Origin of the sequence: Streptomyces sp. TP-A0356 (genome assembly GCF_001417775.1) — a bacterium.
Classification (GTDB): domain Bacteria; phylum Actinomycetota; class Actinomycetes; order Streptomycetales; family Streptomycetaceae; genus Streptomyces.
The window spans coordinates 29171-43662 of sequence record NZ_BBZJ01000033.1; the positions used below are offsets into that span (position 1 = coordinate 29171).

The window sequence follows — 14492 nt, forward strand, 5'->3', positions numbered from 1 at the left end:
GTGCGTACTCCTCACGTTCGCGTGATGACGGTGCCGGTGTGGGCGGCGAGCAGGTCGCTGACGGGCGCGCTGCCGATGACGACGCGTTCCACGTCGCGTTCCAGGGCCTCGCCGGCGGCCCGCAGCTTCTTGCGCATGCCGCCGGTGGCGCCCTCGTCGCGGAACTCGGCGGCGGCCTCGGCGCTGATCTCGCGGACCGGCTCGCCGTCGATCAGCAGGTGCGTGACGTCGGTGACGAGCACCAGGTCGGGTGCGCCGACGGCACCGGCGAGGGCGGCGGCGGCCCGGTCGGCGTCGGTGTTCACCTCCCGTCCAGAGGGGTTGCGGGCCAGCGGTGTGACGAGCCGGGCCCGGCCGGGTTCCAGGTCCTTCAGCAGGGTCGGGTCCGCGCCGGTGACAGGGCCGACCAGGTTCTCCAGCTCGACCAGTTGCTTTCCCTGCCACCACCAGCGCTCGGCCTCGCCGGCTGCGAGCAGTCCGTCGCTGCCGAGCAGCCGCTCGGCCTGCAGGCCGCGCTGCTGAAGCCGCTGGATCACCTCGTCGCCGAGCCGGGCGCTGACGGTCTTGATGTCGTCGATGACCTCGGGCGTGGTCCAGCGGCTCTGGTTGCCGTACCGGTCGCGCAGGATCGCCGACGCCTCGCGGTAGCGGGCGCTGAGCTTCTTCAGCGGCTTGGACCAGCCGTGCACCAGGACCAGCGGGCGCTGTCGGCCCAGCCGGGCCAGGTCGTCCCACCAGGCCCCGTCGAGATCGTCGACGGCGCTGCCGCCGAGCTTCACGACGGCCGGGGCCTCGTGCGGATGCCGTGCCGTGCTCATGCGGGCATCACCGGGTGCATCGTCAGCCCCGTCTCCTCGGGCAGGGCGAACCGGAGGTTCACCGCCTGCACGGCCTGGCCGGCCGCGCCCTTGACCAGGTTGTCCAGGGCGGCGAGGACGACGATCCGGCCGCCCTCCTCGTCGTGCAGGACCGTCACGTCGCAGTAGTTGGAGCCGAGCACCGCCTGCGGGTCCGGCACCGGGATCAGCGTCTCGGTGTGCCGGCGCACGCGCACGAACCGGTGCTCCTTGTAGAAGCGCACGTACGCCCGTTGCAGCGTGCGCTGGTCGATCTCGCCGTCGGTGAAGACGTAGCTGCTGGTGAGCAGCCCGCGCACGTGCGAGACGCCGTACGCCGACATGCTCAGCGAGCCGATCGAACCGGGCTTGCTGCGCTCCAGGAAGTCGCTGACCTCCGCCGCGTGCCGGTGGCCGGTGGGCGCGTACGGTGCGATGGCGCCGTTGCGCAGGGGGTGCAGGTCCGCGGTGCGCAGCTGGAGACCGCCGCCGCTGGAGCCGCTCTTGCCGTCCACCACCACGGTCTTCAGGTCGAGGCCGAGGCCGAGGGTGAGCGGGGCGAGGCCGAGCGTGATCGCGGTGGCGTAGCAGCCCGGCAGCGAGATCAGTGCCGCGTCGGCCATCTGGTCGCCGACCAGCTCCGGCACGCCGTAGACGAACCGGTCGGCCAGGTCGGTGCGCCGCTGGACCTTCGGGTACCAGCGGGTGTGCCGCTGCGGGGTGCGGATGCGGAAGGCACCGCTCAGGTCGACGACGGCCGGGACGCGGTCGGCGAGCAGGGCGGCCAGCTCGGCGGAGACCGGGGCGGGCGTGGCCAGCAGGAGGACGTCGACCTGGTCGGCGACGTCCTCGGTGACCGGCTGCACGGTCAGACCGGTCTCGAAGCGCAGGCCCGGGTGCAACTCGGCCGGGCGCCTGCCGATGTTCGAGGAGCCGCCGAGGAAGGTCAGCTCCAGGTGGGGGTGCTGGGTGATCAGTCGGATGAGTTCGCCGCCGGCCAGCCCGGAGGCGCCGACGACTCCTGCGCGGATCATGCGAGCAGCTCCTGCACGTAGTGGCCGATGGCCGAGGGGACGTCCGCGCCGGTGGCCGAGGCCACGGCCCGGAAGCCGGGGGCGTGGTTGACCTCGTTGACGACGTAGCCGTCGGCGGTGCGGAACAGGTCGACGCCGTAGATGCCGGGCCCCAGCTCCGCCGTGACCGCGTCGACGATCTTGACGAGGTCGGGGTCGTGGGCGAGGGCGCGGGTGTCGTTGCCGAGGGCCGCGTTGTTGCGCCAGTCGGTGCCGCCGCTGGCGAACTCGGCGGCACCGACCAGTTCCCGGCCGACGACCAGGCAGCGCACCGAGGTTCCGCCCAGGTACGGCTCGACCAGGCAGGCCTGCTCGAAGGCGTGGCCGAGGTCCTCGACGTAGTCGTACACGGACTGGGCGGTGTCGGCGTGCCGGATCAGCGTCACCCGCTTGCCCATGCCGCCGAAGACCGGCTTGAGGACCACCGGCGGCTCCAGCTCGGCGAGCGCCTGCTCGAAGTCCTTGCGGGACAGCACGAGCCGGAAGTCCGGCACGGGGACGCCGGCCGTGCGCAGCACGGTGCGCAGCGCAGCCTTGTTCTCGCAGGCGTGGATCGCGCGGGCGGTGTTGACGGTGCGTGCTCCGGCGGCCTCGGCCATGCTCGCGACCAGGCCGCCGCGGGTGTAGCTGCGACTGCGCACCAGCAGCGCGTCATAGTCCTGGATCGACGGGGCGTCTGGGTGGCCGAGGCACAGGGACTCGTCGTTGACCCAGTCGATGACGAGAGCGAACTCGTCTGCCCGCTGGATCAGTTGGCGTTCCTCCCAGCTGATCCGGTCGGCGACGACGGCGACTGTGCGGCCCATCACTGGCCCCAGTCGCGCAGCTGAACCTGGACCATCTGCAGGGTCAGCCGCCCGTCCGCGACGTCCTCGACGCGCAGGGTGAGCATGCACTCGGGGCAGGACAGGGTCTCGCCCTGGACGAGCGGCGGAACGGTCAGGTCGGTCTCGCACTCCGGGCAGGCGCCGGTGAGGGCGGCGGTGGACATGTTGGGGCTCCGTTCGTGTACGGGAACAGGTGGGTGTGCGGGGCGTTCAGGCGGATTGGAAGTCGATCGCGGCCTTGCGGATCGCGTCCCGGTCCAGGAGCGGAGCGCCGGCCTGCTCCTGGCGGCCGACGAGCCAGAGCGTGAAGGCGTCGACGTCGACGAAGATCCCGGAGTCGGCCAGCGCCCACGTGACGAGGGCGGGGGTCAACCGGGTCCGCACCCGCAACTCGCGGGCGTTGCCGACGAGTTCGGCCGGCAGCGTTTCGTAGGCCTCCGGGTGGCTGAGTTGGCCGGGCAGCTCGTAGGCGAAGGCGTGCGGCGTGGTCGGGCCGCACTGGAAGGCCTCGCCGAGGCCGGAACCCTTCAGGGCGATGCGGGACAGCTCGGTGAGGTGGGTGAGGTCGAAGCGGGTGTCGCCGTGCACCACCCGCAGCGAGGTGAGCAACTCGGCCAGGGGGGCGTTGCCGCCGCGCTCGCCGATGCCGCCGACGGTCGCCGAGATCCAGTCGGCCCCGGCGCGGACGGCAGCGAGTGAGTTGGCGACGGCCATGCCCAGCATGTTGTGCGAGTGGATCTCGATCTCGGAGCCGTCGATCGCGGTGAGGTCCGCGATCACCGTCTCCATCTGCCAGGGTGAGAGGCAGGCGACCGTCTCGGCGAGCCGGAACCGGTCGGCCCCGGCCTCGAAGCCGGCGGTTACATACGGGACGAGCCGCTCCTTAGGGGTGCGGGCGCCGTCCTCGCCGCTGAAGGTGACGTGGAAGCCGCGCTCTTTGGCCTGTGAGATCGCCGAACGTGCCAGCGTGTGCAGGAACTTCGCGCTCGGCGAGCCCAGCTTCAGCTTCGCGTGCTGCTCCGAGGTGGGGATGGAGTACATGATGTGGCGCACGCCCAGGCGTTCGGCCTCGTCCAGAGCCCGGGCCACCTGCTGCCGGTCCCGCACCACGAGGAGCGTCATGCTGCGCTCGGGGCCGACGGTTGCGTGGACGGCCTCGACCAGGGGGGCGTCCTTGGAGCCCGGGCCGGAGACCATGCCCACCTCGACCAGTTCGACGCCGGTTCGCACCAGCAGGTCGGCGATGGCCGCGGCGTCCTTCGGGCCGAACTCGACGCCGGCCATGTGCGCGGAGTCGCGCAGGGTCGCGTCGGATATCCGCGGCGGGATCGGCAGTTCCTCGTAGTTTTCCGCTCCTGCCATTTCAGTTGACTCCTTGTTCCAGAAGGGAATTCACGTCCCTGCTTCCGGACGAGTTCGATGGACCGCAATCCGGGGATGGATGCGGCCGGTGCTGAGCAACAGCCTCCTTGCCGATGCCGGTTCACGGCAACGGTTTCCGTGTCAGAAGGCTGTGGAAGAGTGTCAAGAAATGTCAGGAAGGACAGACCGTGCAAGAACGGTGTGGGTCGTAGGAAAAGTAGGCCGGAATTCGGGGACCCGGCATTCGTGCCGCGCCTACGGTGCCGTTCATGGACCTTCTCACATTGCCCCGGCTCGGGCTTGTCGTCCCGCCGGAGAATCCCACCGCGGAACCGGAGTTCACCACCCTGCTCGGCCACCGCGTGAACGTCTACACGGCCCGCTTCCCCGTGACACCCGGGCTCGGCCTCAAAGACATGCTCGAGTACTACAACCGCGTCCTGCCCGACACGCTCGGCCGGTTCGGCAGCATGCAGCTGGACGCGGCCGTGGTGGCCTGCAGCGCCTCGCACTACCTGCTGGGACCGGATGGCGACCGTGCCTTCTGCGCGGAGCTGTCCGAGCGCGCAGGCTTCCCGGTGCGGTCCGCGACGCAGGCGATCCTGGCCGCATGCGAGGCTCTGGGTGTGCGCCGGCTGACCCTCGTCTCGCCGTACCAGCCGTGGCTCACCGACGTCTCGCGGGACTTCTGGGAGCGGGCCGGCCTCGTGGTCGACGGTGTGGTGCTCGTCCCGGCGCGCTCGGCGCCCGGCGGCGACCGGCACTACGACCCGTACCAGGTGACGACTTCGGCGATACTCGAGCGCATCGATGCGAGCGAACTCCCCGACGGCGCTGCTGTGCTGTTCACCGGCACGGGCATGGGTACGCTGGCCGCGCTCCGCGAACTGGCCCGGCGCGAGCCCGGCCGCACGCTGCTCACGTCCAACCTGGCGTCGGTCTGGTGGGCCCGGCACACACTGCTTGGCACTGCTGCGGGTGAGGAGCACCCGCTGCTGCGGCGGCTGGACACGTCGGCGGTGTGACAAGTGGGGGCCCCGGGCGTACGCGGGTCGGCGCGCGCCCGGGGCCCTCCACCGCCGGCCCGGCTTCCGGCCCGGCTGCGGCCCAAGTCCGGCAGCGAACGGCTCAGGACGCCTCAGGGATCTCTGACGTCTCCGACAGGTCAGGGTGCCCTTCGCCGTATCCCATCCGGTAACCGATGCCGCGGACCGTGGTGATCCACCGGCTGCAGCCGAGTTTCGCCCGCAAGCTGCTCACATGTGTGTCAATGGTGCGGCTGGTGCAGGCCCAGTCGCTGCCCCACACCTTCGCCATCAATTCCTTTCGCGACACGACCGTGTCTGGATCCATGGCCAGTGCGTAGAGCAGCTCGAATTCCTTCGACGTGACAGCAATCAGCCGGTTGTGCAGCCGCACCTCCCGTCTGCGCGGATCGATGTGCAGCGGACGCAGGGAGATGATCTCCGCCGCGGCCGTCCTGCGGCGAGAACGGCGCAGCACGGCCTCGATCCGCGCGCAGATCTCCCTGAAACCCCAGGTCCTCACCACGCAGTCGTCCGCGCCGGCGCGCAGCGCGAGGACCCTTTCCAGTCCGTTGTCGAGATCGGTCACCGCAATCAGCGGGATGTCCCCACCGCCGCTAACCGATCGGCACACCTCCAGTCCGTCGATGTCCGCGAGCTCCAGCGAGAGCAGCACCAGATCCGCGTCACGGTACCCGCGAAGCGCCCGCGCCCCGCTGTGCACGCTCCGCGTGGTGTAGCCCTGTCTGCGCAGGTCACGCTCCATGGCCTCGGCCGCCGAGGCGTCACGTTCCACCACAAGTACGTTCGTCATTCCTGCCGTCCCCCTGTCATCGGCTCGAGCTCCTTCGGCTGGCGTCAGCTCGCGGCCCCGCTCAGCTGAGCTGCGGGGGTCGCCGACGGGACGACGTCGCGGCCTGATGCGCCGTCGAGGTACTGGTAGACGTAAGCGGCCGAGGCCATCGTCATGTGGTGGTGCCAGCCCGGGAAGGAGCGGCCCTCGAAATCCAGGGCGCCGAAGCGGTCCTGCAGGACCCTGACTGCCGACAGGGCGGCCGTCCGGCCACGCACCAGGGAGAGCACCTCGTCCACCGGCCGGTCCGTGAAGCTGGTGATCCAGTACCGGGCGGGCACCCGGCCGTCCGTGGCGGGCCGCTGCAGGACCCGGTACGTGCGCGCTGCGCCGCCGGCCCCCACCGCCAGTTGCGGCAACCGTACCGTGTCGGCGTAAGCGTAGATCGGCACTGCTTTGGCGCCGCCCTCCCGGGTCTGTTGCACCATCACATGCGGCTGCCGCGCGTGCCGTATCCCCATCACCGCGCCCACCGTGCTCACGGTCGGCGTGTGCTGTCCGACGAGCACGACCTGCCCGGGATCGACCTCGCACACCACATCCAGCCGTTCCCGGGCCAGTCCTGCCAGCACTCCGGCCGCGTCGTCGCACCGGGTCAGATCGAGGACCCAGGGCAGCCCGGCCACATGCGGCAGCGTGACCGCGTCCGCGGCATGGTCAAGGACGTAGGCGCCGACCGGGCGCTCCCTCTCCTCCTGCGGTATCCGGCTGCGCCGCCTGCGCTGCGGGTCCCAGTCCCAGGGGCCGCTGAGCACCAGGCTCCAGTCGACCGGAAAGGAGTGGAGCTCGCTCGCCAGGTAAAGCCCCAGTGCCCGCTGGCAGTTGACTTCCCGGCCGGTGACGGCGTCCAGGCGGCGGTGCACGCCGACCGAGTGCCTGCCGGTCTTCGGAATGATGAGTTCGGCGACCGTCCAGGCATACGGCGCCGCGCTCGCCGCGACGTGCAGGGCGAGGCTGCGGCGCACCGACTTCCAGTCCCACGGGCTGGCATTGATGAACTGGTGCAGCCCCTGTATCGCCGACGCGGGTAAGGACTCCGCGCGTGCCATATGGCGCGGGGTCTTCTTGCCGGAACCGTGGATCAGGGCCCATAGATACGCGCGGGCCCAACGGCGTTGTTCCACTCGGTGAAGCGACCCGAAGACGTCCTCCATGAACCTTTGCAACCGAGCTCCCTCGGTCGCGTTCGTGCGCTCCTCACTCGATGACATAAACGCTACGTCCCCTCGTTTTCCGTAACGCCCGAACGGGTGTCGCTGCATCGTGCATCTGCACGGAACACAAAATACCGTCGGATCCACAGGTTCAACGAGCAAGCACGGACACTTCATGACTTCCCACTCTGAGCTGGGGGAACGGCGTCGAGTGAGGCGGACGAGCGTGCCGCGGAGCGGAGAGGGAGGGTGGGCGCTCAGGCCGGAAACACTGCTCGGCGCCGCATATGGAATGAGTGGTCGGGAGCCTGGCCGATGACATGTCAAAATTTCATGAACAATCATCCATGGCCGAAAAGGGACGACCGCCGAAGGCCGGGGGATACCTTCGGCGGTCGGCTCAGGGGCCGGCGGCGGGGCCGTCAGCGGCGCTCCACCGCCAGGGTGTCGAGCCAGTTGCCGATCAGGCCGTGGACGGCGTCCGGCTGGTCGAGGTGGACGTTGTGGCCCGCGCCGTCGATGACCGCGTAGGTCGCGCGCGGGTAGTGGTCCAGAAGATCGAGCTGGTCCCGCCAGCCCACCATATGGTCCTGACGGCCCGTCACCACAAGGTGTCTGCCGTCGTGCGTACCGAAGCGGGACTCCGGCGTCCGGGCGAACGTATAGGCCTTGAGCAGCGCCGCGGCATCCCCGCGGTGGTGAGCGCGGATACCGGGCAGCACATGGTCGCGGAAGGCGCTCCAGCCCGCGTCGTCCTGGTACAGCGCGATACCGGCGAACACCTCGCGGTCGGCCGGGTCGAGCGAGGCCAGCAGCGCCTCGTCTCGGATGAGCACCTGCCGCTCGGGCAGCAGGCGCTGACCGCTCGGCTTGACCAGCGGAGCGATCAGCGCCGTGCCCAAGACCTGTGGGCCGCGCTCGGCGACCAGGTGGCGGGCGAGCTGGCCGCCGTAGGAGATGCCCACGACCGCGAACGGCTCGTCGCCGACGACCTTGTCCACGAACCGCAGTACCGCTTCGCCCATGGCCTCGGCCGTGACCGGCCCGTCCAGCCGCGGCGAGCGGCCGGAGCCGGGCAGGTCCACGTAGAGCCGCCGCCAGCCGTGGCGCATGGCGAACGCGGGCTCCAGAGGCAGCAGGAGCCGGTGGTCGATGGTGTAGCCGTGCAGCAGCACTACGGGGGTGCCGGAGCCGAACTCGACGTGGTGCAGCAGTTGTCGTTCCGGCTGCGGCGTCTCGCTCGCCGCGCTGTTCTCGGTCGATCCAGTCTCTTCTGTCATAACTCCACAGTCCGATGCTGACACTGGTGTGAGGGGCAGATGCCCCGGTGGGATGGCAGGTTGATGGGCCCGCCGGCAGGGAGGACGGGAACGGGACGACCTCAGGCGGCCCGTCCGGCACGTACCGTGTCGAGGTATGCGGCGACGGCGTCACGGTTGCGCATGAGGAATCGGATGCGCTTGGTCAGCCGGTTTCGTTCCTGTTCCAGCGCGGCGATGATCTCCGGTGAGGCGTCGGGGACGTGGATGGTGCCCGGCTCGTCCAGACAGGGCAGGATCTGGCGGATGATCCGGGTCGGCAGGCCCGCCTCGAGCAGGCGGCGGATCCGCAGGACGCGGTCCACGTTCCCTTCGTCGTAGCTGCGCCAGCCGTTGGGGTCGCGCCGGGAGGCGATCAGCCCCTGGTCCTCGTAGTAGCGCAGCAGTCTGCGGGAGGTGTGGGTGTGCTCCGACAGCTCTCCGATGCGCATGCGGGCTCCTCGTTGCCTCTTGGCTTCCTCTTTCTCGACGTCGTCTGCTCTCGCCTACGCCGCCGGCCTCTTGACGGGGAAGCCGTGGCTGCGGGCGAGGAGGATCACGGCGATCACCGGGAGCATGAGCAGCAGTACGCTCCATGGCAGGGAGTCGCTGCCACTGAGATCGAGCAGTACGCCGCCGATGACTCCGCCGCCGGCCATGGCGACGTTCCACAGCGTGACGAGCATCGCCTGGGCCGCGTCGGCCGCCGATTCGCCGCCCGCGTCACCGGCCGCGGTCTGCAGCAGGGTCGGCACCCCGCCCCAGCCCAGGCCCCACAGCACGGCGGCGACGTAGACGAGGGCGGTGTGGTCGGCGAGTACGGCCAGCGCCGCGGCGGCCACCGCGACCAGCAGCGAGCTGGCGATGGTCAGCACGCGCAGCCGGTGATGGATCTGCGCGCCGACGATCCAGATGCTCACCAGCGAGGCGGCGCCGAACACGAGCAGCACCAGGTCGGTGTTGCCGCCGATGCCGAGGTCGTCGAGGAACGAGGCGATGTAGGCGTAGATGATGGTGTGCGCCAGGACGAAGACCAGCGTGACGAAGAGCACCGGGGCCACGCCGGGGACGCGCAGAGCGTGCAGCATCCTTGGCCGCTCGCCGCGCTTCTGGCCCGGGAAGTCCGGTACGGCGGCGGCGATCCCCGCCAGCAGCAGGACGGTCAGTGCCGTCATCGCGAGGAACGCCACGCGCCAGCCGGACACCTTGCCGAGGAAGGTGCCGGCGGGCACACCGAGCGAGAGCGCCACCGGGATGCCCGCCATCGCGATGGCGATCGCCCGGCCCTGCAGCGGGACCGGGGCCAGTCGGCGGGCGTACCCGGCGAGCAGCGCCCAGGCCAGGCCCGCCGCGACGCCGGCGACGAAGCGCGCCGCCATGGTCAGCCCGTAGACGGAGGACAGTGCGGTGACGGTGTTGGCGACGGCGAAGCCCGCCATGGCGGTCAGCAGCAGTCGCTTGCGGCGCCAGCCCGCGGTGGCCGCGGTCAGCGGGATCGCGGTGAGCGCGGTGCCGATCGCGTAGATCGTGACCGTCTGCCCGGTGGCGGACTCGCTGACATGCAGGTCATGGCTCATCGCCGGGAGCAGACCGGCGGGCAGGGTCTCGGTGAGACTGGTGATGAAGACGGCGGTCGCGAGGGCCAGCAGGGCGAACATCGGCAGCTTCTGCGGTTGATCGCTTGCGCCCCCCCGGCGCGCTGCGGCGCCGGGCTCCGCGGCCGAACCGGCCGCGGTGTCGGGTGTGGTGCTCATGGATGTGCTCCAGGGTCGTAGGGGATGGGTGGGTGGACCCCCGGGTCCGGGCCGGTGCGGTGTCATGGCCGGCTGAGTCCGCCGTCGACCGGGAGGCGGACGCCGGTGGTGAAGGTGGCGTCGATGGCCAGGAAGATCGCGGCCCGCGCCACCTCCTCGGCGGCCCCGAGGCGGCCCATCGGCGGCAGGGAGGCACCGTTGCCATCCGGCGCCTCGATACAACCCGGCGCCACGGCGTTGACGCGGATGCCGCGGGAGACGAGTTCGGCGGCCAGCGCGTGCACGGCAGTGGACGGCGGGCCGGGCGCCGTCAGGACGACCGCACCACCGTCGCTGAGGCGCGGCAGCAGCGGCCGGACTGTGTCCACGGCGTCGGCGAACAGCAGGTCGACACCGCCACCAGGACCGAGGCAGGCCGACACGTCGGCCGGTGCGACGATCCGGGCCGTGGAGCCCAGTTCGGCGCACAGGCGGCGGCGCTCCTCGGTGCTGCGGGCGGTCAGCACGACCTGGGCGCCGCCCTCCACCAGGCGCTTGGCGATGGCCAGCGCGATGTCAGTGGCCTCTCCGAGGACAACGGCCGTCCGGCCCGCGTACTTGGTCATGCCGCCGCTCCCTCCTCGCGTCTGTCTCCCGGGCCGGTCGCGTGGTACCGCCCGGCGGACACGACTGTGCGCGGGGGTGCTTCGGGAAACCTTCGGAACAGCTGACGGTCGGCTTGCGGTCGGGCACTGGGCCGTCAGTGTCCTCGGTGGCCACCCTGTCCGGACGGTTTCCGTGACGTACAGTGACGCTCATGCGGTTTGGGGTGTTGGGCCCACTGGCGGTGTGGGACGACGAGGGGGCGGCCGTCAGGGTTCCCGAGGCGAAGGTCCGGGCGCTGCTCGCCGATCTGCTGGCGCATGATGGCGGCCCGGTCTCCGCGGACCGCCTCATCCATGACCTGTGGGGCGACCGGCCGCCGGGCCGGGCTGCGGGCGCGTTGCAGGCCAAGGTCTCGCAGCTGCGCCGAGCCCTGGGCCGGGACCGCGTGGTGCACCAGCCGTCCGGCTACCGGCTGCGGCTCGACGGCGACGAGGTGGACGCCACCCGGTTCCGCGCCCTGGTGGAGCGGGCCCGCGGCGTCGCAGCCCCCAGCGCCCGGGCCGCGTTGCTCACCGAGGCACTCGAGCTGTGGCGCGGTCCCGCCTACGCCGACTTCGCCGATCGGGAGTTCGTCCGCGCGGCCGCGCAGCGCCTCGCCGAGCAGCGGCTGTCCGTACTGGAAGCGCAGGCCGAAGCCCGGCTGGCGGCCGGCGACCATGTCCTGCTCGCCGGGGAACTCGCCGACCTGGTGACCCGGCATCCGCTGCGGGAACGGCTGCGCGCGCTGCAGATTCGGGCGCTGTATGCGACCGGCCGGCAGAGCGAGGCGCTCGCGGCGTACGAAGATCTGCGCGCGCGTCTTCTCGCCGATCTGGGCGTCGACCCGAGCCCCGAGCTCGCCGCACTGCACCAGGCGGTGCTCCGCCAGGACCCGGAGCTGAAGGCGGCGGCGCCGAACGCCACCCGCTCTCGTCCTCGCACGGAGCCGGACGCCGGCCGTCCCCGGCCCGCTGCGGAGGCGAACGCGCGCACCAGGCCGAGCCCGGCCAACCTGCCCACCTCCCTCACCCCGCTCATCGGCCGCGACAAAGCCCTCGCCCGACTCTCCGACCTCCTGCACGCCGCGCGCCTGGTGACCCTCACCGGCCCCGGCGGAGTGGGTAAGACCCGGCTGGCCGTGGCAGCGGCCGACGCGGTCCACGACGGATCCGTCGTGCACCTGGCCGACGGCACCTGGTTCGTCGAGTTCTCCGGCGTCCGCGAGGGGACCGCCGCCGACCTCGCCCAGGTCGTCGCCACCACCCTCGGCATCAGCGATCACACACCCTCCGCCGTGCCAGTCCACGGCACCGCCACCCGCTCGCCCGCCCACCACCTCGCCGCCGTGCTGCGCGACCGCCGCACCCTGCTCGTGCTGGACAACTGTGAGCACGTCGTCGACGCCGCTGCCGATCTCGCCGCCCTGCTCCTGCGCACCGCACCCGGGCTGCGCATACTGACCACCAGCCAGGAGCCACTGGGCCTGCCGGGCGAGGAGGTGTTTCTGGTCGAGCCGCTGCCCACCACCGACGCGGTACGGCTGTTCACGCAGCGGGTCGCCGCTGCGGCACCCGGCTGCTCGCTCGCCTCCGGCGCCTGTGACGCCTCCGACCGCGCCGCCGTCACGGAGATCTGCCGCCGCCTGGACGGCATCCCGCTCGCCCTGGAACTGGCCGCGACCCGCGTACGCGCCCTCGGCGTACGCGAGTTGGCGGCCCGGCTCGGCGACAGGTTCCAGCTCCTGACCTCCGGACGGCGCGGCGCGCCCGCGCGCCAGCAGACCCTGCGCGCGATGATCGACTGGAGCTGGGAGCTGCTCAGCGCACCGGAGCGCATCGTGCTGCGCCGCCTGGCCGCCTTCAGCGACGGCTGCGATCTGCAGGCGGCCGAGGCGGTGTGCGCGGGCGACGGCGTTGCCGGGCCCGAGGTGCCCGACCTGGTGTCCCGGCTCGTCGACCGGTCCTTGGTGGCGGTCGTCGCCGGACCGGCCGGTCCGCGTTACCGGCTCCTGGAGTCCGTCGCCGCCTACGCGACCGAGCGGCTGCACGAGATGGAGGATTTCGCCGCCGTGCGCGAGCGGCACCTGCGTCACTATCTCGCGCTCGCCGAACGGGCCGAACCCGAACTGCGCGGCGCCGGGCAGCGGTCCTGGCTTGCCCGGCTCGACGCTGAGTCCGGCAACCTGCGGGCGGCCCTCGAGGAGGCGGCGCGCCGGGCCGCGGCCGGGGCGCCGACCGAGGCGGCACGCCTGGCCACCGCTCTGGCCTGGTGGTGGCTGCTGCGCGGACGGCTTGTCCAGGCACGCCGCAGCCTGCGCGCGGTCCTGGACGCCACCACGGCCGCCACAGCGGAGCCCGACGCCGAACTGAGCCTGCTGCATGCCGCTTTCGCCCTGCTCACCGGCGATCACGACACGGCTACCGGCACGCCGGACGGCGACGCCGTCCCCGACCCGGCACGCCGCGCGCGATCACTGTGGCTGTGCGCGTACGGCCTGTTCAGCGCGGGAGCAGCCGCCGACAGCGGTGAGCTGAACGACCGGGCGTTGAAGCTGTTCACCGCGGCGGGCGACCAGTGGGGCACCGCCGCCGCTCTCGGGCTGCGCGCCGCGCTCGCACTGATTCGCGGTGACCTTGACAGGGTGGGCCGCGACGGACGGCGCAGCGCCGACCTCTTCCACACGGTGGGCGACCGCTGGGGCGAACTGCAGACCGTGTCGCCGCTCGCAGCGCTCGCCGAGATCAAAGGCGAGTACGAGGAGGCCACGCGCCGCCAGTACGAGGGGCTGCGCATCGCGCGCGAACTGGGCCTGGCGGCTGAGGAGTCGGCCCGGCTGTCCGGTCTGGGCCGCCTGGCGCTGCTGGCACGCGACTTCGACCGGGCCCGCGACCTGCACGAACAGGCCCGGCGCAGCGCCACCGAACAGGGCTACAAGTACGGCGAGATCCACGCCGAGATGGGCCTGGCACTCGGCGCCCGCCGCTCCGGCGACCTTGATGCCGCCGAGGCGCACCTGCGGCACTTGCGCGACGGCTATGCGGACGTGTCCTCGCAGGCGGGCGACCACCTGCTGCTGGCCGAGTTCGGTTTCGTCGCCGAACTGCGGGGCGACGCCAAGGGCGCCGCGGCGCACCACCTGCGCGGCCTGGACGTGGCTCGCGCACTGGGCGAACCGCGCGCCCTCGCGCTGTCCCTGGAAGGCCTCGCCGGCGCGGCAGCCCTGCACGGCACCGAGCCGGCTGCCGGCTGCGCGGCCCTGCTGCTCGGCGCCGCCGACGGGGCCCGCCGCAGCGTCGGCGCACCCCTGCCCCCGGCCGAACGCACCGACGTCGACCGCATCACCCACGCGGCCCGGTCCACCCTGGGCGACGCGGACTTCGCACAGGCCTTCGACCACGGCACCCGCCTGCCCGCCGAGGAGGCTCTGCGTCGGGCAGCCACGGCCCTCGGCCAACTCACGCAAGGGGGCCACGACTGAGCAGGTCATTCTCGGGGCGGACTCCGAGAGGTCCGCAAGGTGTGGCAGGACGAACGCGACCGGAATGGCGCCCGTTCCGCGAATCCGAAGTCGTGCACCGCGGCCGCGGCGGAGGGCGGGACGTCCTTGACGGCTGCCCTGCGCATGCTTCACCGGCGCGCAGGCTGTCCGACGCGGCACACCCTGTCGGCGGCTGCCGGAGACAGTC

The 14492-nt window shown here is 71.8% G+C and carries 13 protein-coding genes; 2 read left to right on the top strand and 11 right to left on the bottom strand.

What is annotated here, in order from left to right; translation table 11 throughout:
* Positions 1 to 11 precede the first annotated feature (11 nt).
* The 5 genes from ASC56_RS32530 to ASC56_RS32550 are packed head-to-tail and all read right to left on the bottom strand — an operon-like array spanning position 12 to position 4098.
* On the bottom strand, positions 12 to 818 hold the full coding sequence (locus tag ASC56_RS32530; RefSeq protein ID WP_055495186.1) for an acetylglutamate kinase: 807 nt from the start codon (positions 816 to 818) through the stop codon (positions 12 to 14).
* Positions 815 to 1870, bottom strand: coding sequence for an N-acetyl-gamma-glutamyl-phosphate reductase (gene argC, locus ASC56_RS32535; RefSeq protein WP_055495187.1), 1056 nt, complete (start codon positions 1868 to 1870; stop codon positions 815 to 817). The genes ASC56_RS32530 and argC overlap by 4 nt, the downstream gene beginning before the upstream one ends.
* Positions 1867 to 2715, bottom strand: coding sequence for a RimK family alpha-L-glutamate ligase (locus ASC56_RS32540; RefSeq protein ID WP_055495188.1), 849 nt, complete (start codon positions 2713 to 2715; stop codon positions 1867 to 1869). The genes argC and ASC56_RS32540 overlap by 4 nt, the downstream gene beginning before the upstream one ends.
* A complete protein-coding gene (locus ASC56_RS32545; RefSeq protein ID WP_055495189.1) occupies positions 2715 to 2900 on the bottom strand; it encodes a hypothetical protein in 186 nt (61 codons plus the stop codon). Before ASC56_RS32545 ends, ASC56_RS32540 begins: the two co-directional genes overlap by 1 nt.
* 46 nt (positions 2901 to 2946) lie before the next feature.
* Entirely contained in the window at positions 2947 to 4098 is a 1152-nt protein-coding gene (locus ASC56_RS32550; protein WP_079102851.1) for an isopropylmalate synthase, read from the bottom strand.
* Between the two features lie 269 nt (positions 4099 to 4367).
* On the opposite strand from ASC56_RS32550, the gene ASC56_RS32555 reads away from it, so the two are divergent.
* Positions 4368 to 5123, top strand: a complete 756-nt coding sequence (locus ASC56_RS32555; RefSeq protein ID WP_055495246.1) for an arylmalonate decarboxylase — start codon at positions 4368 to 4370, stop codon at positions 5121 to 5123.
* A 103-nt stretch (positions 5124 to 5226) separates the two neighbouring features.
* Here the strand turns inward: ASC56_RS32555 and ASC56_RS32560 are convergent, their stop codons facing one another.
* The 6 genes from ASC56_RS32560 to ASC56_RS32585 form a co-directional block, all read right to left on the bottom strand.
* Positions 5227 to 5937, bottom strand: a complete 711-nt coding sequence (locus ASC56_RS32560) for a response regulator transcription factor (RefSeq protein ID WP_055495190.1) — start codon at positions 5935 to 5937, stop codon at positions 5227 to 5229.
* A gap of 44 nt (positions 5938 to 5981) precedes the next feature.
* Positions 5982 to 7187 (bottom strand): transposase, encoded by a 1206-nt coding sequence (locus ASC56_RS32565; protein WP_055495191.1) that lies wholly within the window; start codon positions 7185 to 7187, stop codon positions 5982 to 5984.
* Between the two features lie 365 nt (positions 7188 to 7552).
* Positions 7553 to 8410: an alpha/beta fold hydrolase gene (locus ASC56_RS32570; protein WP_055495192.1), complete on the bottom strand. Its 858-nt coding sequence runs from the start codon at positions 8408 to 8410 to the stop codon at positions 7553 to 7555.
* Between the two features lie 101 nt (positions 8411 to 8511).
* Entirely contained in the window at positions 8512 to 8880 is a 369-nt protein-coding gene (locus tag ASC56_RS32575) for a MerR family transcriptional regulator (protein ID WP_055495193.1), read from the bottom strand.
* Between the two features lie 54 nt (positions 8881 to 8934).
* A complete protein-coding gene (locus tag ASC56_RS32580; RefSeq protein ID WP_055495194.1) occupies positions 8935 to 10182 on the bottom strand; it encodes an MFS transporter in 1248 nt (415 codons plus the stop codon).
* A 62-nt stretch (positions 10183 to 10244) separates the two neighbouring features.
* Complete coding sequence (locus ASC56_RS32585; protein WP_055495195.1) at positions 10245 to 10787, bottom strand: SDR family NAD(P)-dependent oxidoreductase; 543 nt, start codon at positions 10785 to 10787, stop codon at positions 10245 to 10247.
* Between the two features lie 191 nt (positions 10788 to 10978).
* Between ASC56_RS32585 and ASC56_RS32590 the strand changes: the two genes are divergently transcribed.
* Positions 10979 to 14284 carry a BTAD domain-containing putative transcriptional regulator gene (locus ASC56_RS32590; RefSeq protein WP_055495196.1) on the top strand — a complete coding sequence of 1102 codons (3306 nt, stop codon included), beginning with the start codon at positions 10979 to 10981 and terminating at the stop codon, positions 14282 to 14284.
* Positions 14285 to 14492: the final 208 nt, after the last annotated feature.